Raw genomic sequence first — 26,528 nt, forward strand, 5'->3', positions numbered from 1 at the left:
TTCATGCAGCAGCGTAAGCCTGCCTTTTTCAGCCTTCCAGCCTTGCTGGCAATGACCGCACTTGTACTGGTTGCGCTCTACCTGCTGTTCCCGCGCCACGCTATTTATGAAGACCCGCGTTACCTCGAATCGCCAGACAGTATTTCCCTTGCTTATCTGGACACTCTGCTTAAATCCGACCCAGACAACCAGACCCTGCGCTTGACCTTGGGCCGAATGCAGCAGAAGGTCGGCGAAAACGACCGAGCTCTTGCAACCTTGGCTCCGTTACTGGACAACGCCTCTGTACCACTGCAGGTAATGACCACCTACACAGAATTGCTGCGTGGTAAATTTTTCAACGCCGAGACAGACGCTGCTCGCCAGCAGGTTCGGAACAGCCTTACATCTACTCTTGAGCAAGCGCTGGCACAGATCTATTCCGTGGGAGAAAAAGAGGCTCTTGTCGCCAGCACTCTGCCACTGCTGAGCACAGAAGAGCAGCTTGCTATCCGCCAGCAACTCTTTGAGCTGACTACGGGTAAAACCCGTTTGAGAATCGGGCAACAGCAAGCCATACAGCAAGAAGGCATGGGCGACCTTGAAGGCGCAAAATATACCCTTGAGTCAATTCAGGGACTGGCTCCGCCAAATGAAGCCGCAGCCTTTACGCGCAATCTGATACGTCTGGACTTAGCCACCGGTATGCCGGAATCTGCTCTTGGGCGTTTTCAGGACGCCCACAAAGGGCGCGAGCTAACGGCCCTGGAACTGCGAGAAGGCATGCGCCTCGCTGACCTGGCTGGCAAACCCGAAGTAAGTGCGCCCTGGCTGAAGATGCTGGCGCAAGCTGAACCGGCCAACATGGAGGTTCAGCGTAGGCTTCTCCTGCAACAAACGGGGCAAGGTAACATTCGTGAAGCGTTAATTACCGCCGAAGGAATGGAAAACAATGGGCGGGACTTGTCCCGCACCGACAGGGAGCGTATCGCCCGCCTTTATGAGTGGAACAACCAACCCGAAAAGGCCCTGGTTTATTGGCGTGGATTGTTTCTCGACCAACCTCCCGGGGACACACCCTCTCTGGCCTACGACAGGGCAACTAGCCTGGCTGCGGGCCTGTTTAAAGGGCCAGCTCTGATCGAGCTTTATAAAGTTCGCGCTGCGCGCGGACAACTTTCCGCTGAAGGCTATAACAATCTTGCCAATGCCCTCATCAGTAACGGCGAATGGAACGATGCTGATCGCTATTTGAATGAAGGCATGTCGCGGTTTCCCAGGAACGCATTATTGCGCCAGCGCAAATTGTCATTGTTAATAAATAGCCGCCGATTTTTCGAGGCCATCCAGTTACTGGAAACTGCTCCCACCCTTAGTGACGAAGAAAAGGTACAACTGGCCAATTTACACTGGCGCCTCAGGGACCCTGAGGCAGCACTGGCTGTTCTGGACTTCACCCCTTCAGACCCTGCCCTGGCGCAGGAGGTCGAGACCATGCGTCTGGACCTTGCCCGAATGCTAAACCGCACCGATTTGGTCGAACAGCATTATGACCGCCTTACGGCTCTGCCATCTGATTCGCTGACGGTAGAAACAAGGGAACGGCTGATTGGTTATTCCTGGCAGTTTGGCTCTCCGGAAGAAACTCTGTTATTGACCCGCCAGCAATACGAGGAAACCGGAGAGGTACGCCATTTGGTCGTCATGGCGGAACTTCAAAGTTCCCTTGGGCTCTACACCGAGCTGTCCGAATCTCTTGTGGAATGGAACAGGCTATCTCCACAGGCAACAAACGACCCCGCATTCTGGCGATTGTCAGCACGGGCACACCAGCAAAACAGCAATCCGCAAGCAGCTCAGAAAGCGTTCCAGGAGGCCGCCAGGATTAGCCCGAATGACACGCGCCTATTATCCAGCTGGGGCTGGTTTCTGGTCAGTCAGCCTGACCTGTTGCCCGCTCAGCTACCGGTCATCTTATCACTGCTGGCCGACTCCCCATCCCCAGACACTTATGCCCTGCAAGTTTACGGGCATTTCGCGCTGGGTGAGCAAGAGCAGGCAGACGCATGGCTCGCCGCAGCTCGCACAGAACTGAGCGATGATCCAGACCAGCTGCTGGCGCTGTCTGATTACGCCAAAAACTATGGTGCTAAAACACAAGCTGAGGCCGAGGGCCTGAGAAGACTGGCCGTGGGTCTCGCAAACAAGCAGGAGAAGCTGCACCCGGATACCAAAGCTCGGCTCTATTCGGTACTCCGCGATCCCGTTCAGGAACCTTTTGAACCTCTTTACCGTTTCGACAACCGGGCATTACAGGCAGGCTTCAAAATACGAGACCTGGGCGGGTTTTCGTTAAATGTGGCCGAGGTAACGGGACAGCTCAGCCACGATCGCTATCGCTGGCTGTTCTCTGCGGAGCAAGCTACAACCAACGACCAGGGACTGCTAAAAGACCGCCCCCGGCCAGGCTCAAGTGGCCGTCTACAATGGCAAACCAACTATTACGACTATCTGGTTACAGCCGAAGTAGGCACTTACACACTAGCCAACGGTGAACAGCTGAGGGGGTTACTGGAACTGACCACTCAGCCTTGGGACAAGGTTACGGCAGGAGCGGCCCTCGCGATGAACGAGCGGGTGACCGACAGCGCAGAGGCTTGGTGGCTGACCTCCGCCAACAGGCTCTCTCTTTCTGCCGGGCTTACGCCCTGGAGCAGGCTGGAGGTCAACGGGGAAATTGACTACCTTTCCATCAATGAGGCTTTTGGTGGCCAGATTGGTACTGGCTACGATGCCAACCTCAGGGCCACCTACAGTCTGTTCCGGAATGACCCCGCCTGGAGAGTTTCCCTGAACTATCAGAGCCGCCAACTTAGCCTTGGCGATAGCATGTCACCTCAAACTCTGGCCAGGCTGACAGTGCCTCTCTCGCCTGGAGGGCTGTTATCCGAGGATTACCGACGCATCGGGTTCAGCTCCGAATGGTCCCATGGCGAGCCCCACGCCCTGTACCGGACAACGGCCTCCCCGCGCTACTTTTTAGCACTGGATGGCGGCTATGTTTTATCTACCTCAAATTTCGACTATGGCGCCCGCATGGGCCTTGGCTGGCGTATTGCTGGTGATGACGAGCTGGCGATCTCTGCCGGCTATAGCAGCGACAGTCCGGGCGGGCAAGCCCGCGCAGATGCAAAAATAACCTATACACTCTATCTAGGCCATTAACAGGAGTTTCCATCATGCTCATCCGATCCATCACTCTCGGGCTAACACTGGCCTTTCTGGCTGGCTGTTCTGTCATGCAAAGCCAGCAGCAGTCTGAACCTGTTGATCTGGACAGTCGCTTCGCAGTTATCCCCCTTGGCAATTTGTCGCAGACGCCTCAAGCTGGAGATCAGGCCGCCAGTATTCTCAGCGCGCTATTACGCGCCAGAGGTGCAGCTGAGGTAGAACTTTACCTGCCAGCCGATGACAACCCCCTGATTTACGACAACCATGGCAGGCAGCAAGAAGCCACCGAAGCTGCAAAGGAAAGCGGTGCCGATATTATCGTATCGGGCACTGTAGACGAATGGAGATACAAATCCGGTCTGGACGGCGAACCTGCTGTAGGCATTACACTGGTATTCCGAAATGCAGATGACAACTCTGTGATTTGGTCCGGCACCGGAGCCCGCACGGGCTGGGGTCGTGAAGGTGTCACCGTGGCCGGCCACAAGGTGCTTGAAGAACTGCTGGATGAAATGCCTGTTATTGAGACCGCACGCTAAATCGATATGACAACTTCCGACGTGTACGGCGACCTCAACCTCGCCAGCAAAGACACCGCAGCCTGGGTTAAATGGCTCGAAACCCTCGTGATCACGGGTGTGTTTATCGGGGTCGCCTTCTGGCAGCACCCTGAAGACCCTTTGCTGATTAGTGGGGAATTCCCATGGCTTGCGCTGGCAACGCTCATTGCCGGGCTCAGATACGGCTTTTTGATGGCTCTGGTGTCGTCTACCCTGATTCTTGCAACAGGAGGGCTGTTTCTGCGCGCTGACCTATTGCCTGTAACAGCGCCGCCGTACATATGGGGCGTCGGGGTGATGGGCGTTGGCCTGCTCGCGGGTGAGTTTCGGGATTACTGGGACCGTCGGATTGAAAAACTGGTCGCTGCAAACCAGTATCGCCACACCCGTCTTGAAGAGTTCACTCGGAATTTCTATCTCCTGAAGGTCTCCCATGACCGCCTCGAACAGCAGTTAGCAGGCAACTCAAACAGCCTTCGCGAAGCACTGAGGCGCCTGGATAGCGAAATCTCTCACGCCCAGGGCACCGGGCTAAACCGCGAAACAGGCGAACTGATGATGCGATTACTGGTGCGCTATGGCCAGTTGCAGGTTGCCGGAATCTATACGGTCAGCGAAGGCAAGCTGGCTGAAAGGCCTGTCGCTTCCATCGGTAGTTTTCAGCCTGCACAGACTGACGATCCAATATTGGTCCATGCTCTTCAGGAACAGCAACTGGTCTCGGTTCATACTGAGCACCGGGAAAACCGGAATTCCATGGAAACCAACCTGCTGCTGGCCCTGCCGCTGATAAACTCTGAAAACACCATGGTCGGAATGGTGACCGTGCAGGCCATGCCATTCTTCAGCTTCCAGCCCAAAACATTGCGCTTGCTTGCCATTATGGCCGGCCACATGGCAGATATGATTCAAGAGCACGCCAAGGTGCCGGGGCAGCCAATAGCCGACTGGCGTCGCTTTGAATTTCAGCTTGCCCGGGTTGCATCTGATGCCCGAAATCACAAACTGTCGTCAATGGTGATTCACTTTACCTTCACCGACACCGCCACAGCAGTCCAAATCACCCAGCGGATGCAGCGAATGCGCCGTGGTCTGGACGTTATCGCGTTCCCGCCGGAAGCACCCGAAACGCAGCTGGTCATTCTATTGCCTTTGACCGACGAACTGGGCGGCGCGTCTTATCTGCAGCGGCTGACCGATGACATTCGCCAACACTCCGGTGAGAGCCTGCAATCTATAGCGCGCATCCAGAAGTACTTGGTCGGCCCAAAGAGCAATGTCCCCGAGTGGCTTGATCGTGTTCAGAAGGCCCCTAAATGACCGGCTGGCTCATCTCGCTTGGAGTCATGCTCGAAACAGCGGGCATTGCTTCGCTGTTTACAGACCTTCCGCCTTCGATTGCGCTGCTTACTTATCTGTCTATACATGCACTGGCGTCTTTGGTGCTTACTCTGGTGTGTTTGCCGCTGCTACCTGCAAGCTATCGGAAGAAGAGCCTTCAGGCAGGGCTTTTTCTGTTCACCCTGCAATTTGCCATGCCCATTGTCGGCAGTCTTGGTGTTTTTGGCGGCATCTTGCTGCCCTTGCACCTTCCGCGCAAAGCACCCAGCACCCCATGGCAGGAGACACCGATACCGGAGTTGCCCTTTAGCCCTATGGATATGGATCAACAAATGATCCTTAGCGACGGTGGTTTGCGCGAAGTGCTTCGAGAAGCCAGCGCCCCGGAGAAACGCTTGAAAGCTCTGCTGGCCTCCCGGCAGCTGAATGATCGAGAAGCTGTTGGCCTACTTCAGGAGGCCCTCAAAGACCCCTCCGACGATGTCCGGTTGCTGGCGTATTCAATGCTGGAGCAAAAAGAAAAGAAACTGGCCACGCAGGCTCAACGTTTGAAAAAGCTACTGGAGAGGCCTGACCACCCAGAACGCAATTTGCTCGCCCGTCGGCTGGCTCAAACCTGGTGGGAGATTGCCTATCTTGGGCTGGCACAAGGTGGCCTCAAACAGTACTACCTTGAGAATGCTCGCAAACTGTTAGTAGATCTGACCGGCACAAAATCACAACATAACGACTGGCGGCTGCTGGGTCGGGTAGAGCTTGCGCTGAACAACACCACTGCGGCGGGCGCGGCATTTGAGGCGTCCCTTGCCAATGGGGCACCGCCAGAACTGATTCTTCCGTATCAGGCTGAAATGGCGTTCCTGGCCCGTGACTTTCAAAAAGTTCGCTTTCAACTGGCGAATTGTTCTCGCTACGGTCTACCACCTAACGTTAAAGCAGTAATCGAGGGCTGGTTATGATCGGTCGAAAAGCCGCGAAAGAAAATCCCGTAGCTGATATTACCTTGCTATTGGAGGGCACCTATCCCTTTGTTCGCGGAGGTGTTTCATCCTGGGTGCACCAAATCATTACCGGGTTGCCTCAATATAGCTTTTCGCTGGTTTTTCTGGGCGGCGACCGCAGCCATTACGGCGAACACCAGTATGAGCTACCAGACAACGTTACGCATCTTGAGTGCCATTACCTGATGGATCCGCTTGATGAGGCAAAACCGAGCCCGAGAAAAGGCAACCGCTCAGCCTTCAACGACCAGCGCAAGCTGCATACTCAGTTTCGCCAAAAAGCTCCAATAAAGAAGGGGCTTATGAGTAAAATCTTCAAGGATCTCGGACGCAAAGGCGGCATCAGCAAAGAAGACTTTTTATATAGCCAGGAAAGCTGGAAAGTAATCGGCGAAAGCTACAGCAAGTATTGCACCGATCCGTCGTTCATAGATTATTTCTGGACCATCAAAATCATGCACGGGCCGTTGTTCCGGATTGCGGAAATCGCCCAGAACATCCCGCCCACCCGTGCAGTGCATGCCGTTTCAACCGGCTACGCGGGCTTGATGGGAGCGATGATTCAGGAATCCCGAGGCGTGCCGTACATCCTGACCGAGCATGGAATTTACACTAAAGAGAGAAAAATTGACCTCTCTCAGGCCGACTGGATAAGCGATGTCAGTGACAAGGTCAGCACCAACCTTAACGACCAGCTGGGCTATATCCGGCAGTTATGGATCCGTTTTTTCGAATCCTTGGGGCGTATGTCGTATCAAATGGCCGACCCGATCATCTCGCTCTATTTAGGTAACCAGCAGCGTCAGTTGGCTGATGGCGCAGATCCAGCCCGCACCCACATAATTCCAAACGGGATCGACCCAACACGATTCGAAGGCCCTCTCGCTGCGCGACCAGAAGAAGTACCAATGGTTATGGGGCTGGTGGGCAGGGTCGTTCCAATCAAGGACATCAAAACGTTTATTCGAGCCATGCGCTCCGTATACGAGGTTATTCCGAATGTGGAAGGCTGGATTGTCGGCCCTGAGGAAGAAGACCCCACCTATGTGACCGAGTGCCGGGAGTTAGTCAGTAGTCTGGGCCTGGAGGGCCACGTTAAGTTTTTGGGCTTCCAGAATGTAAACGATATCCTGCCTCAGCTAGGTTTGATGGTTCTGACTTCGATTTCAGAGGCGCTACCACTGGTCATTCTTGAAGCCCAAGCTGCTGGCTTGCCCTGTTTGGCCACAGATGTAGGCGCGTGCCGCGAGCTTATCGAAGGCGGCACCGGGGAAGACAAAAGCCTGGGGCGCAGTGGCGCCGTGGTTCCCATTGCCGACCCTGAAGCGACGGCCAGAGAAGCAATCCGGCTCTTGCTGGACCCGCCGCTCTGGAAAAAGGCGAGTGAAGCTGGCCTCGCACGGGTAAAACGCTATTACACGCTCGACGCTATGTTTGATTCGTATCGCAACATTTATGACACGGCCCTGATGGCCTCGGACCGGAAAGACTAATGGCGGGTATAGGATTCGAACTCAGGCGCATTCTGAAGCGCGACAACCTGAGCAGCCTGATTGGCGCTTACGGTCTCGCCAGCATTATCAGCTCAGGCCCTTGGGTGCTCTCGGTTCTCGGGGTGATGCTGATTGGCATCGTCAGTATCACTTTGGCAGTTCGTGATTTGGAGATCGTTCAATTTCTGGTATCCGTTACCTATTTGATGGCGATTTCCCTCACGCTTTCCGGGCTCTTTCAGCACGTATTTACCCGCTGGGTGGCCGACCGGCTCTATGAAAAGCGTAATGACCTGATCCTGCCCAATCTGATGGGGGTGCTTTGGCTTTCAACTCTTTTAGCACTGGCGGGCGGGCTTCCTGCCGTCCTGTTTTTGCTGCCCGGCACCAGCACCATGTACAAGCTGCTGATGCTGGCCAACTTTGTGGTGCTGTGTAACCTCTGGCCGGTCACCATTTTCTTGTCAGGGATGAAATCCTATTTCCTGATTGTCGGGCTGTTTGCAGTTGGCTATACCACATCCATTATTGCTTCGCTGCTACTGTCAGGCTTTGGCCTGGAAGGCTTGCTGGGTGGTTTGTTATTAGGCCATGCACTATTGCTGTTCAGTTTTCTGTTCACCATCGTTCGCCAGTACCCGAGCGATAGTCCTGTAAAGTTCAACTTCACTCAAAGGGCACAGATTTTCCCCGCACTGATTGCCACCGGCTTGCTGTTCAATGCTGCGGTCTGGGCCGATAAGTTTATTTTCTGGTTCCACCCCGACACCTCTCAGCATGTCATAGGAACGCTCAGAGCGTCCGCCATCTACGACCTGTCGATCTTCCTGGCTTACCTCGCCATTATTCCTGGTATGGCGGTGTTTCTGGTTCGCATGGAAACCGACTTTTCCGAAGCCTATGATCGTTTTTACACCGCCGTTCGGGAAGGCGACACCCTGGCACGCATCAGTGGTTTCCGGGATGAAATGGTGCGCGTAGCGCGCAGTGGTATCTACGAGATCTTCAAGGTTCAGAGCTTTACGCTGATCGTTCTGTTTATCTGGGCCGATGACCTGCTGTCGGCTATCGGTATATCCACTCTGTACCTGCCCATGTTCTATATAGACTTGGTCGCCGTTACCATGCAGCTCATTTTACTGGCCATCCAGAACGTGCTCTTTTACCTGGACTCTCGCCAAATTAACGTAACCCTGTGCGCAGTCTTCTTCGCCAGCAATATTATTTTCACCATCATAACGATCGAGCTCGGCGCCAGCTTCTACGGTTACGGTTATGCTGGTGCTACGTTCCTGTCTTCCGTTATCGGTCTGGCAATGCTGTCACGCAAGTTCGACCGGCTGGAGTACGAAACCTTTATGCTCCAGGGGCGGTAAACCGATACAGAACGTTGACTGATTTCATGACATCATTACGGTAGATTGTTAACCATCAAAAGAGGACTCGTTTTCATGGCCTTGTTCAGCCAGAAGAACGCCCGCAAACAGTTAGATGCCGAAGCCGAGAAGGTAAACCGTGCCGATCTGGAGGCGCTACTTGAGCGGCAGAAGGCTATTGAAAAAAAGGTCAAAGGCAGTGGTAAGCTGAAACGGTTCAGTGCCGATATAAAGCTGATGTTTTCCATGATCCGCGACTACTGGAACGGCAGTTATCGAGATGTACCATGGAAGAGCATAGCGGCCATGGCTGGCGCCCTTCTCTACGTAATGAATCCTCTGGATTTCATACCCGATATAATCATTGGTATCGGCTTTCTGGACGATGTCGGGGTGGTTGCACTATGTTTGAAGCTGGTCGAGTCTGATTTACACAAGTACGCTGCCTGGAAAGAAGTCAAAGAAGAAGCTACTTCCCCTTAAACCGTCAAATTCCCTGGAGATCACGTGGATTTAGCCACCCTGATTGGCCTTCTTGGTGCCATATTACTGATCGTAACGGCCGTTGTTCTTGGTGCGGCGCCTGGTGTTTTCCTCAACGGGGCATCACTGCTGATCGTAGTTGGTGGAACTCTGCTGGTGGTTCTCGCAAAATTCAGCATCCCGCAGTTTCTTGGTGCCTTCAAGGCAGCTGCCCGGGCGTTCAAGTTCAAGCTCCCGGAAACCCAAACCAGTATTGAAGAGCTGGTAGAAGTTGCAAACATAGCCCGCAAAGAAGGCCCCCTGGGACTTGAAGGCCGTGAGGTCAGCTCGCCTTTCCTCGGTAGCGGCATCCAGATGCTGGTGGATGGTCAAACCGATGACACCATCAAGCAGCTTCTTGATAAAGAGCGCCTGATGACACTTGATTACAACCGCTCTGGCTCCAAAGTGTTTACCGCCATGGCGGATGTCGCACCAGCGATGGGCATGATCGGTACCCTGATTGGCCTGGTGCAAATGCTCTCGAATATGGAAGACCCAAAATCCATCGGCCCTGCCATGGCGGTTGCCCTGCTAACCACACTTTACGGCGCAATGATTGCCACCATGATAGCCACACCGATTGCCGACAAGCTATCTCTGCGGATGACAGAAGAAGCTCGCATGCAAATGCTGTACACCGATGCGCTGGTGGCTATTCAGCAGGGCATTAACCCACGGGTTATCGAACAGATGCTATCCAGCTACCTGACTCCAAAAGAGCGCGGCAAGGCGCCTGAGGCGGAGGCCGCCAGCGGATAAGCACCATGGATGAGCTGCCAGAAGAGGAAAAACCGGGTATACCGGCTTGGGTTGTCACCTTTGCCGACCTGATGTCGCTGCTAATGTGCTTCTTTGTGCTTCTGCTGTCGTTTTCTGAAATCGACGCCATGAAGTTCAAGCAGATTGCCGGTGAGCTATCCAAAGCCTTCGGCGTGCAGCGGGATGTACCGGCACTGGAAATCCCCATGGGTACCAGCCCTATTTTCGACAAATTCTCGCCGGCGCCGCCAGAGCCTACGCTGGTTAACGAAATCAAGCAGACCACCACCGACCAGCAACCCGAACTGCAAACCCTGAAAAGCCCCACCGAAGACGCGCTTGATGCTGCCGCAAAGGACTCATTAGAGACCAGCACATCCAGTATTCAGGAGGTACTTGAAGAGGCCATTGACGATGGGCGGATTACTGTAGAAGCGGATCTGGACAAACACAGAATTGTTATCCGGGTTGAAGAAAAAGGGTCGTTTCCCTCAGGCTCAGCAGAACTGACCTGGGAATTTGAAAGCCTGCTTCTGGATATGGCAAAGGTTCTTGCAGATATGCCAGGGGAGCTGACTGTGGAAGGCCACACCGATGACATTCCCATTCGTACATCTCGGTTTTACAGTAACTGGGACTTGTCTGCGGCACGTTCTGCAGCCGTTGCCAACGCCTTGTTAGCCACCGGAGGCGTTGATGCAACACGGCTGGCCGTTAAAGGCTTGGCTGACACAGAGCCGAGAATAGCCAACACCTCCGCTGAGAACAGGGCAAGAAACCGACGCGTTGAGATCATCATCGACATGTCCGAGCCCTTGGAAGAGCAGCGTATGCGGCTTCGTGAATTAATTGAAAAAGACACAGCCGAGCGCGAGGCCATCATCGATATTCGCCCTGTCAGCCCGGATTCGGATTCAGGCACCATTACCTGGTAACTCACGCTCAATCGGCATAACCCGTGAGTTCCATATAGCCCTCTCCAGAATGGCTTCCTGACACCTCTACCGGGCTCTCCCAATAAGGATAGAGCCCGGAGTTAAGGTAATCGCCTGGTGGCGCACTCAACTCCAGATTCACCTGATAGGCTGGAACACTGAGCTGCCAGCGCACAGGTACGCCCTTACGCCGCTCCAGTGCTTTCACGCCAACCTCTGCAGAACTCAAGGGAATAGGATCACCTTCTGCAGGAAGCCAGGTGCCTGCTCGAAAACTGCCGCTGTCGTCCCGTAGCTGGAATGCCATCAGCTTGTCGCCGGTATCCAGATGCAGCGCAAACCAGTCCCATCCTTTTTGTCCGGTTTTCAGAAGCTGGCTGCTCCATTCCCGATCAAACCAGCCTTTACCTGATACCTCCAATGCCTTTCCTTCCAGCACCACCTCGCCGGTTATGGCAATGTCTACCAGGCTGAAGTACATGGAACCCTCGCCACCCGCGGATTTGGCGCTGAAGCCCTTATTCCCATGGCCCACTGGCTCGCCCTGAATAGCGAGCGTCAGGTCGTAACTCCAGCCTTCGCCTGCCGCTTGCAGCTGCCAGCGATCGTTATTGGCATTGCCCTGCAGCCGCCAGTTATCCAGCCAAACCTGAAAGGGAACGGCCGATGCCCCCGCATTCTCCATATCGCCACGGGCCAGCTTTTCCGTAAAGTAGTGCTTCCCCTTCCAACTCACTGCGCCGTGGGCCATCCATGTCGCTTGCAATGGCCAATCGGTTGAATCCGGCGCTGGCTTGGAGGCAACTCTGGGCTGAAGTGCCTGCCGGAACTGGGTCCACTGCACCCCCAAGGGTTCGCCATCAGTCGTTTCAAGGTTTGCAGTGAGGTACCACCATTCGATTCGATGCTGAGGATGCGGCCCGAAATCAGCGGGGAACGCCAACCGATCTCCGGGGCCGGGCTGCAAATAGGGCGTTTCTCCTGCAGCGCTTTGCTCAAGCCCCGCCAAACCTGCAAAGCCTTCCTCGCTGGCATCGCCAGAGCAGCCAGCCAATAGCAGTAGCCCCAATGAAAATCCCAGATACCGATTCATCGCTCGCCTCCCGTCAAGGCGCTGGCAGATACAGGTGCAACGGAGGGCTTGCCAAGTTGCCTGCGCATCAGCACAGCAATGCTCACGCCAATGGCCAGACTAAGAGCGCCAAGCTCCAGCCAGAATGCCGGGTACACGGCCATGGGCAACGACCAGCCAAATGCTAATGGATTTATCCGGTGCACCAGTACCCAGGTCAGCCAAATACCCAGTGGCAAGGCCAGCAAAGCGACACCGCCGGTCAGCGTTAGTGCCAACCTTAGCAACTGCCTGGCCACCTGCCGCTGCGACATGCCCCACACCACTAGAAGCCGGAAGTACCAGGCTCGAGTAGTGAAAAACACCCAACCCATCATCAATAGCGCCGAAGCAGCCAGTATCAGGGTGAGCAGTGTCATAGCTCGGGTTAACGCAAAAGTTTGATCAAACACACCTGTCGCCAACTCGCGAATGGTGTTGTTGTCTCTCATGGACAAGGTTTCTACAGCCCAGATTTCCTTAAGTGCATCAGTAACAGGTGCAATCCCTGACTCACCCGGCGTTATGGAGAAACTCTCGGAACGGGCAATGAAATTCTCGGGCAGTGCTTCTGCGTTCATCAATACTTCACCCACCGGGCGGCCATAGTCCGGGTATACCCCGAAAATCCGCATGTCCCGAGTCTGCTCGTCGAGAACCAATTGCAGGGTATCCCCAGCCCCAAGCGTTTGCCTGCGTGCCAGCTGCTCGTTGATCATTACGCCCTTATTGCCAGCCAACGCCTCCCAAGAGTGATCTTCCGCTTCCAGCAGTCTCCACTTGGTTATCAGAGTGCTTATTGGCGCAAGTGCGTAAACATCCACCTGCAGCCTGCTTGCGGCAGCCTTGTCTGCCATCCGGATGCTGCCCCGAATTACCTGATGCCACTGCATGTCCGGATTACTTGCCTGGTGCCCGGTGAGCCAATCGGCTGCTTTGCGGCTATCTGCACCAACGGGCACTTCAATGTAATAGGCGGCCTCCAGTCGCTGGGCCAGCCAGCGATCAAAGGTATCCTCGAAGGTGGTAACCAGAGCCTGAACCGCCAGCACCATGGCAAGGGCAAACTGTAAGGCAACCAGTGGCAATGTCAGGCGACGCGCCAGCACGGCGAGTTCCCTGTAGCGCCACCGGGCAAGCGGAGCTTTCGATTGATCTGCGCGCCAATTGACAAAATGTGTGACCGTGGCGGGTGTCAGCCAGGCGGCCCCCGCGAAAACCAAAGCCACCGCAACAAACACCCAGGGCAGCGAAGGCGCCAACCAAGCCATAACCAGTCCAGCCAAAAGCAAAGCCGTCGCCAATCTGCCCTGATTGGGCACCGACAAAGACAAGCGCTCACGGAATCTGAGCAATAGCAGATCCCCCAAACAGGCAATCACAACCACAGTCAACATAACCAGAACCGGCGTTATCCAACCCTGCCCATGCCCGGCATAGAGAGGTATATCGAACAACCCATCAAGGGCCTGGCCAAAACCACCCCCAAGCCCGGCCGCCAGCCACCGGCCAAGCCCTACGCCGGGCACCACACAAATCAGCGCCAACGCAATAATTTCCAGCACCAGCCAGCGCTGAACCTGCCCGGGCGAAACCCCAAATCGGTGCAGCAAGGCGAAGCTGTCCCGGCGTTGCGCCAGCCCCAGCAGGTAAACGCTGCGCAACAGCAGAGCGGTAATGAGCAGAACCAGAACCCCCAAGGCTTCAAGATTAAGCAGAAAGCTTTCCCCCAGCTCGCCTGTTTCCGGGCCGGTTGCGAAGGTTTTCAGGTGGTAGCCATTGGGCAAATCAGGGGCTTGCGTAGAATCAGGGGTCAGCAGATAAAAACGGCTTTCACGAGCGGGGGTGTCAGCAGCGCTGCTCATATCCACAAAAGGTTTTCCATCCAAAGGCTGATCCAGTGCTTCGGATGCTCCCGCACCAAAGCAGTGGGCGGCCAAAGGATCCACTCCGATAATACGGCTACCGGAATCCGGAGTGACTTCGAGCCAGGGCATTACGCACACACCAACAAGGCGAAGGGACACAAAGTCTTCAACCATCAGAGCCTGGCCATCATCCCTGAGCACTTGCTGGCGCTCTGCCACCGCCTGTTCGCTCTGATCAAGGCTCGCCCGTGCCTGGCTGGTGAGATGATTCACCCCTGTCCACAACATGGTGGCCAAGACAATCATGGCCGCCAGGGCAAATAGCTGCAGCGGATGGCGGCGATAATGGCTGAGCAGAGCCCAGGGTATGGGTAAAGCGGGTAAAGAAGGACGGAGAGACATTAACCGCTTCATACGGCGCTCAGGTGGCCAAGATCCAGAAGCTGTTGGCAACCGGCGGCAAGCTCGGCGTCATGAGTCGCCAGTATCAGGCCGCAGCGATAACGGGCCTGAAGATCGAACAATACCTGGGTAACCTCGGCGGCTGTCTGGCGATCCAGACTGCCGGTGGGCTCGTCTGCCAGAACCAGTGCTGGCTCCATCGAGAAAACCATAGCCAGTGCCGCACGCTGGCGCTGGCCGCCGGATACCTGATCCGGATAACGCTGGGCCAGCTCACCTATATCCAGACGTGTCAGCCAGTCTTCACTGTTTGCGGGATCACGGCCTGCCAGTTGGGCGCGGAACTGCACATTTTCCAGCAACGTAAGTGCTGGCATCAGGTTGGCTTCCTGAAACACCACGCCAATTTGCTGCCGGCGCAAGCGGGCCCAAGCCGCAGCCTTTTCCCGTGTCGCTGCGCTGCCCGCATCAAAAACCTGCCCCTGCATAACAATGGTGCCTGCATCGGGCGATTCCAGGCCACACAACAGATTCAGCAGCGTACTTTTACCGGAGCCGGAACGACCAACCAAAGCCAACGACTGGCCTTGGCCGAGGGTGAACGAAAGCTTTTCGATCACCGGGACCGTTTCATTGCCGCTGACGAAATGCTTGCTCAAACCCCGAACAGCCAGCAGAGACTCAGTCATATCGGCTCCCCTTCTTGCCTCCCTTCACGAAACTGTTCCAGCAAGGATAGCAGGGCCGGAATAATCACTAATACCAGAACAGTAGACAGCCCCAAGCCAAACGCAATCGAGGTGGCCATCGGAATCAGGAACTGGGCCTGCAGTGAGGTTTCAAACAGCAGGGGTAACAGCCCACCGATGGTGGTCAGCGAGGTCAGCAGAACAGCCCTCACCCGCTGCACAGCTGCCTCATTCAGTGCTTCGTTGATGCCCAGCCCCTTCTCACGCTGGTGGTTGTAGAAAGACACCAGAATAATCGCGTTGTTCACCACTATACCGGCCAGCCCAAACAACCCGAACAGTGATAGCACCGTGAGCTGAATCCCCATCACCCAGTGGCCCAGCAGAGCACCCACCAGGGCGAAGGGGATGATCGCCATCACGATCAACGGCAAGCTCCAGGAGGCGAATACCCAGGCCAGGATCACGTACATCAAGGCTATACCGACCACCATGCCGGTTTTCATATCCGCAATGGTTTCCCGCTGGTCCGCCGACCGACCTTCAAAGCTGTAGCGCACGTTGTAGCGGCTGGCGATGTCCGGCAGGGCGTCGGCCTCCAGGCTTTCAATAATCTGGTCAGTGGTGCTTACCCGGGTGTTCAGGGCGGAGGTTACCTCTACGGCCAGCTTGCCATCGGCATGGCGCAGAGCCTCAAAGCCCTGGCGGTGATCCAGATTCATTACCTGCCCGAGCGGCACGAAACGCCCATCCGGTATACGCACGGTCACGCGAGAGAGTGTGGATAAGCGCTCACGCTGGTCCCGGGGCAGCTGCACCCGCACTTCCATCTCATCACGCCCATCCTGATAGACCTGGGCAACCCTGCCGTCAAATGCTGCCCGCAACTGGCTACCCAAATCGGTGGTGGTGAGGCCCAGCGCCTCGCCATAGGCACTGGCCTGATAGATCAACTGCTCGCGCCCCCAGGGCATGTCATCTTCTACATCCAGAACACCGGGCAATGTCGATAATGCCTGTGCCAGTTCTTCGGCCGCAGACTTCAGGTTTTGCGCATTTTCCCCCGACAAGCGTACATTCACATCCCGACCCGGCGGCCCGGCCTGGCGTTCGGTGATAGACAAGTTATCCAGCCCCGCTGGCAGGCTCAGGCGGCTGCGCCATTCATTCATAAATTCCGGATTGCGCACCTCACGCTGATCCGACGGCGCCAGTTCAATCATTATGGAACCCAGCTCATCACCGGCACGAGAGCTTCCACCACCACCCAGGGTGGCGCCTTCTGTGGTCACTGCATGCAATATGAGATTGCCGCCCAGCGCCGATTCCGCCTCGTTCAGTGCTTTTTGCATATCCGCCATAAACCGGTCAACGGTTTGGCTGTCGGTGCCCGCAACAAAGCTGGCGTTGGCGTATAGCACAGAGGGCTCGGGAGTGGGGAAGAAGTTGAACCCGAGGCGACCACCGGCCAGCAGCCCAACGGTAACCAGTGCCAGGGCCAGAACACAGGCCATGGTGATGCCACGATTATCCAGGCTACGCTGTGAAAACCGGCGGAAGGGGCCTTCGCGAAAACGATCAAACCGGCGTTCGAAACCATTACGAAAGCGCGCAACGGGATTACGGCTGGGCTCCGCAGGTTCTGGCGCACTCTTGTTCGCGTTTCTCGGCTTGAACGCGTGCCGCAAGTGCGCTGGCAGAACAATGAAACACTCAAGCAACGAAGCAATAAGCACGCAGATCATGATGACGGGAATGTCGCCAAGGATATTACCGATAACACCACCCACAACCAGCAGCGGCATAAAGGCGGCAACGGTAGTCAACGACGACGCCAATACAGGCCACACCATGCGCTTTGCCGCGCCTTCCGAGGCGTAAATGGAGGCCTCACCCATGCGGGCATGGGCGTCTGCGTCTTCCCCCACCACAATGGCATCGTCCACGATCACCCCCAACGCCATGATCAGCGCAAACAGCGACATCATGTTGATGGAGCCGCCAATCAGCCAGAACACACCAAGCGCTGCGAGAAATGCGGTTGGAATCCCCACTGCCACCCAAAGCGCAACACGCCCCGGAAGGAACAGGTACAGCAGGCAAACCACCAGTATCAGGCCACTAAGGCCGTTGCTGGTGAGGAGGGAAATGCGGTCATTCAGCAGCTGCCAGGTTTCATCGTAAACCTCCAGCTGTATCGTAGGCTGCAAGGTGGCCCGGGTATCATCAAGCCATTGTTCCAGAACCTTGGCTGCCGCCAGGGAGTGACCGTTTTCAGATCGCAGCAGTTGTAATTCAATGGCCGGAAAACCATTACGGGTGAGTGCCACCTGGCTTTCGCGGTCTTCCTGACGAACATCGGCAATGTCCCCCAGCTGCAACTGAACACGCTCACCACTGAGCACAGGCAAGGATTCAAACGCCTGCGGGCTACGCCGCTGTTCTATGGATCGCAGCTCACGGGCCGCATCCTGCTGTGCCATGATCCCGGCGGGTAAATCCCGCGAAACCGACGCTACTCTGTCGGCAATCTGCCCGAGCGTAAGCCCAAGCGTCTCCAGCCTTTCCACCGGAACATCAATACTGATTTGCTGCTCCGGCAGGCCCCGGAAAGACACCCGGTCTATGCCCCGCTGCAGGAGTTCGTCTTCATAGCGGTAAGCCAGCGCCCGCAGTTCGCGCCGATCCACATCACCGAACACCAACATTCGGGCCACGGGCTCGTAGCGCTCGATCCGGGCGACCCGGGGTTCCTCGGCGTCTGTGGGCAGGTTGTTGAACTCATCCACTTGCTGGCGCACGTCATCCAGTGCGGTGATCGGGTTGGTGCCTTCCTGAAACTCCAGAGTGATAGACGCAATGCTCTGGGCCGAAGTGGAGGTCATCTTCTTGAGGCCATTTACACTGCGCAGTCGCTGCTCCAGCGGATTGGTAATGCCCTGCTCCACATCTTCCGCGGAGGCACCGCTCCAGACCACGCGCACGCTGACCACATCCAGCGCAAAGGTGGGGAAGAACTGGACGTTCATACGGGTAAGGCCCAGGGTACCGGCAAGCAACATCATCAACATCACCAGGTTGCCAGCAACCTTGTGATGGACAAAAAACCCTATGACGCCTTTTCTGCGCCTCATTGAACCGGCCTCCCATCGCTGGCCACGTCTACTTTAAGTCCAGTGAGGGCATTGGGAAGATGGGTAATAATCAGCTGGGCGCCAGGCTTGAGCGCCTCACCGGCAACCAGAAGGCGCCGCTCACCATTGGCGGAGAGCGCTTCGCCTACCCGTTCAACAGACACACGCTGCATGCGGCTGTCGTCTGCCATCAGGTACACATTGCTGGCGCCATACAAGGCACTGAAGGGAATGGCCACTGTCTGGCTGCGCTCTGGCCGCTCAAGGATAACGGGCAACAGGGCGCCAGGCCGCAAGCCCGCTGAATCTCCAGCCAGTGCGAGGATTGCCTCGGTTCCAGCAGGGTCGCTGATTCCGGCGAAGCGCTCCAGCCGGAAGCGAATCTCGCGCTGATCGCTGTAGGCATACAGGTTTTCACCCTTCGCCAAGGCGCTCATCAGCTCTGCCCGATACAGGTCAGGCACCCGGGCCCGAAGCTCCAGGCCCTCTATTGCATACACAGAGAGCAGTTTCTGGTGTTTTGATACCTGGTCGCCCAGAGCCACCTGAACATCTGTCACAACACCGTCAAACGGGGCAACAACCCGGGAGCGTTCGCCATCCCGTTGCGTTGTCGCAAGCGCAGCATTTGCCTGGGCCAACCTGGCCTCCAGGCTTTGCAGCCGTGCCGGGTGTTCGTCAATGGCGCGCTGGCGAATGCTCAAGGTGAGCTCGGCTCTGGCAGCGCCGTCTGTTACGCCCTCCAGGCTCTCACGGGAGGCAAGGTTTCGGCCCACCAGAGAACGCGTGCGCTCCAGCTGCCGGTGAGCATTGGCCAGGATGGCCTGCTCGCTTTTGAGCGCAGCCTGATCATTCCGGTGGCGTACCTGTTCCGAGCGGATCTGCGCTTCAAGATCAGCCACCTGGGCTTTCGCCTGGGCCAACACCGGCTCAACATCCTGAGTATCCAGAGCCACCAGCAGGTCACCGGCGCTCACCCGCTGCCCTTCTGCCACGGGCCGCTCTGAAATTCGGCCCGCCATTGCGGCAACCACCAACATCTGCTCGGGGGCCACCACCTCGCCGTACAAAGGCAACACAGGCGTGTGCACGGTTGGTTCAACCAACTGAACTTGCACCTGCCAGCTACGCTCAGTTGCAGAGACCGGGGCAGGCTCTGGACGAGTCACCTTAAGAAACAGGAAGCCAAGAACACCAACGGCCAGAATAATTGCGGGTATAATTCGTTTGGACATAACGCGTGGGCCAGCTAAGGTAAATAAAGCTCCGCCACAAGACGGCAACGGGTAGTGAGATACCTCTGAAGGCACCTCCGGATTGCTATAAAAAAGTACAGTCAGGAGTACTATACGTTTGTTAGCAGAAAATTATGCCAACCTTCTAAGCGCCACATTTATCAACGCCTTCATTGTGGTTCTCGTTGTGCTGATGCACCGCGAGGCGCTTGTCCTCCTCAGCCGCCTGTTAAAAAACATGCATTCCCATCATCACTTTCGCTTGGTTGCTGCTGTTCTTGGCGTTCTGATCGCTCACACCGCACAGGTGTGGGTATTTGCAGCAGCCTTTTATTTCATGCACCACGCCGATGCATGGGGCTCGCTGGCCGGCAACTTCAATGGCAGTTTTCTGGACTGCGTTTATTTTTCTTTCAGCACCTTCACCACCGTTGGATATGGTGATATCGAACCCTTGGGCGCGCTGCGTTTTCTGACCGGAATCGAAGGGCTCACAGGGTTGGTACTGATTACCTGGAGCGCTTCGTTCCTATTCATGAAAATGCAGCGTTACTGGACGGGCAGCTAACGTTTCAGCCCCGGGCTCCTGAGAATAAAAAACCCCATGCCGGGAGTTCATCCCGCATGGGGCAAAGTGTTACCCGCCGCCTATGAGAAGCGGGCAATCGCCATTACAAGGTTTACCACCTGGCCGTCAAAGCTGCCCGTAGCATGCGGCCCGGCTCGTTCACCCGAATCGCATCAGGATTGAACGGATCGGTGTTTGCGCGGCTCACGTGGGGCGCCCAGGTGTTATCAAACAGGTTATCCAGAGCCCAATTAAAGGTGAGATACTCCATTAACGGATGGCTACCGGAAAGGTTGAACACGCCATACCCGGGTGAAACCCCCGCATCCAGCCCCGATTGCGGATCGATACGACCCTGACGGCGGGCAAGCTGCCATTCAGCCTCAATACTATGGCCCATCGCCTGCCAGCCCAGAGTTTGCACAAATTGAACCGGAGGAATCTGCGGCAGGGCTTTATCATCATCACGGTTTTCGCCGCGAACCGACGCCAAGGCACTGCTGCTACTCCAGGTGCCATCGGTCCACCCAATCATTGCCTCAACACCCAACAAGCGGGCATCTATGTTCTTGTAGCGAGTGCAGCCGTTGACCTTGCCGCACTGAGCCTGCGTTTCTTTGTAACGCAGCACAAAATCATCCACCTGATCGACCCAGACAACAGGCTTCCAGCTCCACTGATTCTTGCTGCCACTCAGAGCCAGCTCCAGTTTGTAATGTTTTTCGATATTCAGATCCGGGTTGCCAATCCAGCTATCGCCCATGGTATTGCGCGCCAGGTAGCGCTCCGTAACGCTGGGACTGCGCACACTGCGGCTGCCGGTCAGGGTTAACGCCTGGTTCTGTGGCAGGCGCCATTCACCCGATACGAACCCACTCACGTTGTTATCTTCAACGTCTACATCCGCCGTACCGTAAGCACTCTGGTAAAGCATGGCCGGAGTCATACCCATACTCGCCACGTCGTCCGCTTTGGTGGCATTCATTTCAACACGGTCATACCGCAAGCCCGCACCCACTTTTATGTCACGGGCAATGCGCCGAAAACCCTCCGCAAAAAGCCCCGCTCGCTCACGCTCCACTCCCGGCCACATCAGCGACACCGTCATTGGCATAGGGTTACTGACGTTGAACAGGGTGGCATCCCAGTCGTTGGTCTCCAAGTCAGCGCCCATGGCCCAATCAGTTACGCTATTCGGGCTTTGATCGAGCGTGAAGCGCACGCCTCGGGTTTCGGTAATGGAGTCCGTCTGCATCTTCATCATGCCGGCCGGGCGCAGGCTGAAGTTGTCCATGGTGTGATCCACATCTGCCTGCCAGGCCAGCAGGCTCCACTCACCCTTTGCTACCGGAGAACCAATCTCCATGCGGTAAATATCTGTGTCGGTTTGCGGTGCATCCATACCGGAACCGGCGTATTTCACATCGCTTTCTTCCTGCCGGCTCACCATGGCCTTAATGAAGAAACCAGTCTCCGCCGTCCAGGCCGCGTCGGCGCGGCCTTCGGCATTTTCGTAGGCACTGCGCACCTTGTTGCCATCACCATCTTCGTAATCGTTCGCTTCGTCATATCCGCCAGACAACCTCAACCAGGCCGCCTCACTGCCCACGGCCGCTGCTGCGTTCACCAGCTTGCCGTTTCCATTATCTGAACCACCAACTGTTACCTGGCCGGTGGTCACACTGCCGTTGAACCGAGGCTCTGCGGTGGTGGCAATCACCTGCCCGCCGGCAATGGGGCCCCAACGCAGGGTGCGGTTGTTAGTTCGCACTTCCAGAGCCGGTGCCAGCGCGCTGCTCAGGCGACTCGTTGGTGGATCCATGCGGTTGGGACAAGCGCCTTCTACCCGAATGCCATCGAGCAACACATCCACTCTTTCCTGGCTTTGCCCGCGCACTACAGGCTCCAGACCGCGACCGCCCATCCGGGAGAGTGAGACTGTGGGATCTGAGGCCAGCCGATTGACCGGCTCACTTGCCAGCACCGTAGAAGCCTTATCAGCTACCTGCCCCTCGGTTACCCGGATAACAAGGCTATCTCCGGAGGCTTGCGCCAGTGCAAGAGCAGGTATTCCTGAGAGCCCTAAAGCCGCGATCCATGCGCATTTCGCAAATACTGGTTCTTTCATGCAACTGCTTCCCCGGGGGCGTTCCCGCCTATTAATCTGTAGAACAAATGTGCCCGGGCATGATAAACAGGCAGCCGCCGCAGCGCGTGAGACACAATGCCGCATCTCTATGGGGGTATGCCTTCAGCCCCCTGCCGCAGGGGCTCGCTTGCCAAACCTGCCGCAATATGGTCAAATCACCGCCCCATTTTTCCACCATCCTTTTCATTTTCCTGCAATAAGCAAGAACCGAAATGAGGAATACTCTATGACCGCCCGACTTGATGAGAAACTGGAACTGATTTACCAAGACGTTCTGCACCGCAACCCGGGTGAAAACGAGTTCCACCAAGCTGTACACGAAGTTCTGGAGACTCTGGGGCCCGTTCTGGTGAAATATCCGGAATTTGCCGAGAAGAAGATTATTCAGCGCATCTGCGAACCAGAGCGCCAGATTATTTTCCGCGTGCCCTGGCAGGACGATAAAGGCGAGATCCACATCAACCGCGCCTTCCGCGTGGAATTCAACAGTGCCCTGGGCCCCTACAAGGGCGGCATGCGTTTTCACCCATCCGTGTACCTGGGCATTATCAAATTCCTGGGCTTCGAGCAGATCTTCAAAAACGCCCTGACCGGCCTGCCTATCGGCGGCGGCAAAGGCGGCAGTGACTTTGACCCCAAAGGTCGTTCAGACGACGAAATCATGCGCTTCTGCCAGAGCCTGATGACGGAGCTGTATCGTCACATTGGTGAGTACACAGATGTACCTGCCGGCGACATTGGCGTGGGCGGGCGCGAAATTGGCTACATGTTTGGCCAGTACAAGCGCATCACCAACCGCTATGAGTCTGGCGTACTCACCGGCAAAGGCCTCGACTGGGGCGGCAGCCGTGCACGTACCGAAGCGACGGGTTACGGCACTGTGTTCTTCACACATGAGATGCTGAAAGCCCGTGGCGACTCCATGGAAGGCAAAAAAGTGGTTGTTTCCGGCTCCGGTAACGTCGCCATCTACGCCATTGCCAAAGCCCACGAACTGGGTGCCAAGGTTATTGCCTGTTCCGACTCCAGCGGCATCATCGTGGATGAAAAAGGTCTCGACCTGGCCGCTCTGAAGCAGATCAAGGAAGTGGATCGTCGTCGCCTCAGCGCCTACACCGAGTTCCACAAAGACGCAAAATACGTCAAGGGCGGCAGCATTTGGTCGATTCCTTGCGATATCGCACTGCCCTGCGCCACCCAGAACGAGCTGAATGCCAACGACGCCAAAACGCTGGTTGAGAATGGTTGTATTGCAGTTGCTGAAGGCGCCAACATGCCCACCACGCCAGAAGGGATTGCCATCTTCCAGCAGGCCAAGATTATGTACGGCCCGGGCAAGGCAGCCAATGCCGGCGGTGTGGCAACGTCTGCTCTGGAAATGCAACAGAATGCCAGCCGTGATTCATGGTCCTTCGACTACACCCAGAAGCGCCTTGAAGACATCATGATTGATATCCACAAGAGCTGCTATGAAACCTCAGCTGAGTTTGGCTCCGAAGGTAACTATGTACTGGGAGCCAACGTAACCGGCTTTATCAAGGTAGCCCGCGCCATGCAGTCTATGGGCGTTATCTGATTATGGAGTAGGCCTCATGAGCGGGAACGGCGGAAACTCACAGGATAACAACCGGGTTTCCACCGGCCTCCCGGGGCTGGATGACGTTCTTGATGGCCTGAGAATTGGCGACAATGTGGTCTGGAGAGTCAGCGATCTGGACGACTACCGCCGATTCGTTACTCCATTTATCGAGTCTGCGGCGTCCGCCGGGCGCCGTATCATTTATTTGCGTTTTGGCCAGCATCCTCCGCTGGTGCCCGCAAACACCAATATCCACACCGAAAACGTCGATGCTCTGGATGGCTTTGAAGCTTTCACCGGCAGAGTATGGCGCCTGATTGAAGAACATGGGCGCGGCGCATTCTATGTGTGCGATTGCCTGAGTGATCTACTCAACGCCTGGGCCACCGATGCCATGGTAGGCAATTTTTTCCGGGTGGTCTGCCCCTTCCTCTTTGAACTGGATACGGTCGCCTGGTTTGCTCTTTACCCGGATCGGCACTCCCGCACCACGCTGGATCGCATCCGGCAGACAACCCAGGTAATGGTGGATGTGCACCGCCTGGAGGACGATGTACAGGTTCAGCCGATCAAAGCCTGGTGTCGCCAATCCCCCACCATGTTTTTGCCACATCGAGAGCGCGATGGTCGTTTTCTGCCGGTCTCCGACAGCAGCGATGCCACCCGACTACAAGCTGGCCTGGAAGTGGCGCAGCTACATCGACAACCGCTTCTGGACTACTGGGACCGTCTGTTCATGCAGGTTACCAGTGCCATGCAAGATGATGATCAAGACCAGGCTGCCGCTATTCACGAACGCGTGCTGAATGTACTGATCAGCCGGGATTCGCGCATACTGGATTTGGCCAGAAACTATCTGAATCTTGGGGACTTGCTCGCGATACGCGCGCGAATGATCGGCAGCGGGTACATTGGTGGAAAGGCCGCTGGCATGTTGATCGCCCGCAGCATTCTGCTTACCAATCAGCCAGCTATCTGGCAGGAAAGCCTGGAGCCTCATGACTCCCGCTATCTTGGCTCAGACGCCTATTATGCATTTCTCGTACACAATGGGTTGTGGCCAGCAATCATGCGTCAGCGTGCACCCGAGGGTTATTTCAGTGAAGCGGCAACCTTGCGCCAAGGCTTACTGGAAGGTGAGTTCCCACCGGAAATCCGGAGTGAACTGGAACGGCTGCTGGATCACTACGGGCAATATCCGATTTTGGTGCGCTCAAGCAGCCTGCAGGAAGATGGTTTTGGCAACGCCTTTGCCGGCAAGTACGACAGCGTTTTCGTGATCAACCAGGGCGCTCCAGAACACCGGCTTGACGCTCTGGAGGACGCCATCCGCCAGGTTTATGCCTCTACCATGAGCGACGACGCCTTGGTATACCGTAAACAACGCGGTCTCGACCAGCGGGAAGAACCCATGGCTCTGCTGATCCAGCGAGTCAATGGTCGCTTCCATGGCCGCTACTACCTGCCAGATGCCGCGGGCGTTGGTGTTTCTCGCAATACCTTTGCCTGGGATACCGATATGGACCCGGCTGCAGGCATGGTTCGGCTGGTTATGGGGCTGGGCACCCGTGCCGTTGATCGGATCGAAGGCGACCACGCTTGCGTGATGGCGTTGGACTACCCTCGCCGCCAGCCCTTCCGCAATCAGGATGAAAGCTACAAGTTCTCCCAGCACCTGCTGGATGTACTGGATCTGCGAGAAGGCGAATTAGCCACCCGCCCGTTAAGCCAGCTCACACAGGAGGTTTCCGACCTGCCGTTGAGCCACTTGGGCGAAATAGACCAGCCCGCCAGCAGGCGAGCTCGGGAGCTGAACTTGCCAACACCGGTATGGCGCCTGACTTTTGCACCCCTGGTGCGCAATGGTCTTTTTGTGGACCGTCTCTCCAGCTTGTTGAAAACCCTCGAAGCAGGCTATAACCACCCGGTGGACGTGGAATTTACCCTGCATCTGAACAGTGCCGGAGAACCGGCCTTTAACCTGGTGCAATGCAGGCCTCTGGCAACTATCGGCGAAACCACGGCCGTTGCAATACCCGACGAAATACCGGCACAGAATCTTCTGTTCCGTACCCAGGGACACTTTATGGGGGGCAATATCAACCTGGGAATCCAGCGCGTTATCCGGGTGGACGCTGCCGTTTATAAGCAGCTCAGCGTGAGCCAACGCTACGAAGTTGCCCACCTGGTAGGCGAGCAGGTGCGTATGGACAAGGGTAAAACCATGCTTATTGGCCCCGGCCGCTGGGGCACCAGCAGCCCTGAGCTGGGCGTACCCGTTCGTTTTGCGGACATCGCGGGCGTGGCCGTGCTGGTTGAAGTGGCAGAAATGGACGGCGATATGGTGCCGGATCTTTCTTACGGCTCACATTTTTTCCAGGACCTGGTAGAAGCCGGTATCGCCTACGCGGCTCTTTTCCCCAATGGCCGGAACAGTGTTTACCAACCAGATCGACTTCCCGGCACAAACACACACAGGCAAGGGAGCTCACCTGAGGCCGCGATTCAGAGCTTTGACCTGCGCGAGAATCCGCTGCAGCTGACCGGCGACGTGATCAGCCAGGACCTGGCCTGTTACTACCCGGTTTGATAC

18 protein-coding genes are annotated in these 26,528 nt (G+C 56.2%); 12 read left to right on the forward strand and 6 right to left on the reverse strand.

The genetic code is table 11. From position 1 onward, the window contains the following. The first annotated feature begins 3 nt into the window (after positions 1-3). The 9 genes from AADB16_RS01440 to AADB16_RS01480 all read left to right on the forward strand — a co-directional run bounded on the left by AADB16_RS01440 (position 4) and on the right by AADB16_RS01480 (position 11,200). Positions 4-3,204 (forward strand): tetratricopeptide repeat protein, encoded by a 3,201-nt coding sequence (locus AADB16_RS01440; protein ID WP_410800889.1) that lies wholly within the window; start codon positions 4-6, stop codon positions 3,202-3,204. 14 nt (positions 3,205-3,218) lie between these two features. Beyond that, entirely contained in the window at positions 3,219-3,749 is a 531-nt protein-coding gene (locus AADB16_RS01445; protein ID WP_410800891.1) for a hypothetical protein, read from the forward strand. 6 nt (positions 3,750-3,755) lie between these two features. Then, entirely contained in the window at positions 3,756-5,090 is a 1,335-nt protein-coding gene (locus tag AADB16_RS01450) for a PelD GGDEF domain-containing protein (protein WP_410800893.1), read from the forward strand. Continuing rightward, a complete protein-coding gene (locus AADB16_RS01455; RefSeq protein WP_410800895.1) occupies positions 5,087-6,070 on the forward strand; it encodes a HEAT repeat domain-containing protein in 984 nt (327 codons plus the stop codon). The genes AADB16_RS01450 and AADB16_RS01455 overlap by 4 nt, the downstream gene beginning before the upstream one ends. Continuing rightward, positions 6,067-7,605 carry a GT4 family glycosyltransferase PelF gene (pelF, locus tag AADB16_RS01460; RefSeq protein WP_410800897.1) on the forward strand — a complete coding sequence of 513 codons (1,539 nt, stop codon included), beginning with the start codon at positions 6,067-6,069 and terminating at the stop codon, positions 7,603-7,605. Before AADB16_RS01455 ends, pelF begins: the two co-directional genes overlap by 4 nt. Continuing rightward, entirely contained in the window at positions 7,605-8,981 is a 1,377-nt protein-coding gene (gene pelG / locus AADB16_RS01465; RefSeq protein WP_410800899.1) for an exopolysaccharide Pel transporter PelG, read from the forward strand. Before pelF ends, pelG begins: the two co-directional genes overlap by 1 nt. A 75-nt stretch (positions 8,982-9,056) precedes the next feature. Then, positions 9,057-9,464 carry a YkvA family protein gene (locus AADB16_RS01470; RefSeq protein WP_309043988.1) on the forward strand — a complete coding sequence of 136 codons (408 nt, stop codon included), beginning with the start codon at positions 9,057-9,059 and terminating at the stop codon, positions 9,462-9,464. Between the two features lie 24 nt (positions 9,465-9,488). Next, positions 9,489-10,265 carry a MotA/TolQ/ExbB proton channel family protein gene (locus AADB16_RS01475; RefSeq protein WP_410800901.1) on the forward strand — a complete coding sequence of 259 codons (777 nt, stop codon included), beginning with the start codon at positions 9,489-9,491 and terminating at the stop codon, positions 10,263-10,265. 5 nt (positions 10,266-10,270) lie between these two features. Continuing rightward, complete coding sequence (locus tag AADB16_RS01480) at positions 10,271-11,200, forward strand: flagellar motor protein MotB (protein ID WP_309043990.1); 930 nt, start codon at positions 10,271-10,273, stop codon at positions 11,198-11,200. Positions 11,201-11,207: 7 nt separating this feature from the next. On the opposite strand, the gene AADB16_RS01485 is transcribed toward AADB16_RS01480, so the two are convergent. The 5 genes from AADB16_RS01485 to AADB16_RS01505 are packed head-to-tail and all read right to left on the reverse strand — an operon-like array spanning position 11,208 to position 19,639. Further along, positions 11,208-12,293: a lipocalin-like domain-containing protein gene (locus AADB16_RS01485; protein WP_410800903.1), complete on the reverse strand. Its 1,086-nt coding sequence runs from the start codon at positions 12,291-12,293 to the stop codon at positions 11,208-11,210. Then, positions 12,290-14,581 carry an ABC transporter permease gene (locus AADB16_RS01490; RefSeq protein ID WP_410800905.1) on the reverse strand — a complete coding sequence of 764 codons (2,292 nt, stop codon included), beginning with the start codon at positions 14,579-14,581 and terminating at the stop codon, positions 12,290-12,292. The genes AADB16_RS01485 and AADB16_RS01490 overlap by 4 nt, the downstream gene beginning before the upstream one ends. 8 nt (positions 14,582-14,589) lie before the next feature. Then, positions 14,590-15,270, reverse strand: coding sequence for an ABC transporter ATP-binding protein (locus AADB16_RS01495; RefSeq protein ID WP_410800907.1), 681 nt, complete (start codon positions 15,268-15,270; stop codon positions 14,590-14,592). After that, complete coding sequence (locus AADB16_RS01500) at positions 15,267-18,404, reverse strand: efflux RND transporter permease subunit (RefSeq protein WP_410800909.1); 3,138 nt, start codon at positions 18,402-18,404, stop codon at positions 15,267-15,269. The genes AADB16_RS01495 and AADB16_RS01500 overlap by 4 nt, the downstream gene beginning before the upstream one ends. Continuing rightward, positions 18,401-19,639 carry an efflux RND transporter periplasmic adaptor subunit gene (locus AADB16_RS01505; RefSeq protein ID WP_410800911.1) on the reverse strand — a complete coding sequence of 413 codons (1,239 nt, stop codon included), beginning with the start codon at positions 19,637-19,639 and terminating at the stop codon, positions 18,401-18,403. The genes AADB16_RS01500 and AADB16_RS01505 overlap by 4 nt, the downstream gene beginning before the upstream one ends. Before the next feature lie 193 nt (positions 19,640-19,832). On the opposite strand from AADB16_RS01505, the gene AADB16_RS01510 reads away from it, so the two are divergent. Next, entirely contained in the window at positions 19,833-20,207 is a 375-nt protein-coding gene (locus tag AADB16_RS01510) for a potassium channel family protein (protein WP_410803548.1), read from the forward strand. 112 nt (positions 20,208-20,319) lie between these two features. On the opposite strand, the gene AADB16_RS01515 is transcribed toward AADB16_RS01510, so the two are convergent. Then, positions 20,320-22,335, reverse strand: coding sequence for a TonB-dependent receptor domain-containing protein (locus AADB16_RS01515; RefSeq protein ID WP_410800913.1), 2,016 nt, complete (start codon positions 22,333-22,335; stop codon positions 20,320-20,322). A gap of 247 nt (positions 22,336-22,582) precedes the next feature. Between AADB16_RS01515 and gdhA the strand changes: the two genes are divergently transcribed. Together gdhA and AADB16_RS01525 are read left to right on the forward strand one after the other, a co-directional pair. Continuing rightward, the gene (gene gdhA, locus AADB16_RS01520) at positions 22,583-23,932 is read left to right on the forward strand and encodes an NADP-specific glutamate dehydrogenase (RefSeq protein ID WP_298450972.1); all 1,350 of its coding nucleotides are present in this window, start codon (positions 22,583-22,585) and stop codon (positions 23,930-23,932) included. 16 nt (positions 23,933-23,948) lie between these two features. Further along, positions 23,949-26,525, forward strand: coding sequence for a PEP/pyruvate-binding domain-containing protein (locus tag AADB16_RS01525; protein WP_410800915.1), 2,577 nt, complete (start codon positions 23,949-23,951; stop codon positions 26,523-26,525). Positions 26,526-26,528: the final 3 nt, after the last annotated feature.

It is taken from the genome of Marinobacter sp. KMM 10035 (assembly GCF_046537445.1).
Lineage (GTDB): Bacteria > Pseudomonadota > Gammaproteobacteria > Pseudomonadales > Oleiphilaceae > Marinobacter > Marinobacter sediminicola.

What these genes read in the sequence shown, in the direction of transcription:
- AADB16_RS01440 (WP_410800889.1), top strand. Translation starts at nt 4, where the DNA reads ATGCAGCAGCGTAAGCCTGCCTTTTTCAGCCTTCCAGCCTTGCTGGCA.
- AADB16_RS01445 (WP_410800891.1), top strand. Translation starts at nt 3,219, where the DNA reads ATGCTCATCCGATCCATCACTCTCGGGCTAACACTGGCCTTTCTGGCT.
- AADB16_RS01450 (WP_410800893.1), top strand. Translation starts at nt 3,756, where the DNA reads ATGACAACTTCCGACGTGTACGGCGACCTCAACCTCGCCAGCAAAGAC.
- AADB16_RS01455 (WP_410800895.1), top strand. Translation starts at nt 5,087, where the DNA reads ATGACCGGCTGGCTCATCTCGCTTGGAGTCATGCTCGAAACAGCGGGC.
- pelF (WP_410800897.1), top strand. Translation starts at nt 6,067, where the DNA reads ATGATCGGTCGAAAAGCCGCGAAAGAAAATCCCGTAGCTGATATTACC.
- pelG (WP_410800899.1), top strand. Translation starts at nt 7,605, where the DNA reads ATGGCGGGTATAGGATTCGAACTCAGGCGCATTCTGAAGCGCGACAAC.
- AADB16_RS01470 (WP_309043988.1), top strand. Translation starts at nt 9,057, where the DNA reads ATGGCCTTGTTCAGCCAGAAGAACGCCCGCAAACAGTTAGATGCCGAA.
- AADB16_RS01480 (WP_309043990.1), top strand. Translation starts at nt 10,271, where the DNA reads ATGGATGAGCTGCCAGAAGAGGAAAAACCGGGTATACCGGCTTGGGTT.
- AADB16_RS01485 (WP_410800903.1), bottom strand. Translation starts at nt 12,293, where the DNA reads ATGAATCGGTATCTGGGATTTTCATTGGGGCTACTGCTATTGGCTGGC.
- AADB16_RS01490 (WP_410800905.1), bottom strand. Translation starts at nt 14,581, where the DNA reads ATGTCTCTCCGTCCTTCTTTACCCGCTTTACCCATACCCTGGGCTCTG.
- AADB16_RS01495 (WP_410800907.1), bottom strand. Translation starts at nt 15,270, where the DNA reads ATGACTGAGTCTCTGCTGGCTGTTCGGGGTTTGAGCAAGCATTTCGTC.
- AADB16_RS01500 (WP_410800909.1), bottom strand. Translation starts at nt 18,404, where the DNA reads ATGAGGCGCAGAAAAGGCGTCATAGGGTTTTTTGTCCATCACAAGGTT.
- AADB16_RS01505 (WP_410800911.1), bottom strand. Translation starts at nt 19,639, where the DNA reads ATGTCCAAACGAATTATACCCGCAATTATTCTGGCCGTTGGTGTTCTT.
- AADB16_RS01510 (WP_410803548.1), top strand. Translation starts at nt 19,833, where the DNA reads ATGCACCGCGAGGCGCTTGTCCTCCTCAGCCGCCTGTTAAAAAACATG.
- AADB16_RS01515 (WP_410800913.1), bottom strand. Translation starts at nt 22,335, where the DNA reads ATGAAAGAACCAGTATTTGCGAAATGCGCATGGATCGCGGCTTTAGGG.
- gdhA (WP_298450972.1), top strand. Translation starts at nt 22,583, where the DNA reads ATGACCGCCCGACTTGATGAGAAACTGGAACTGATTTACCAAGACGTT.
- AADB16_RS01525 (WP_410800915.1), top strand. Translation starts at nt 23,949, where the DNA reads ATGAGCGGGAACGGCGGAAACTCACAGGATAACAACCGGGTTTCCACC.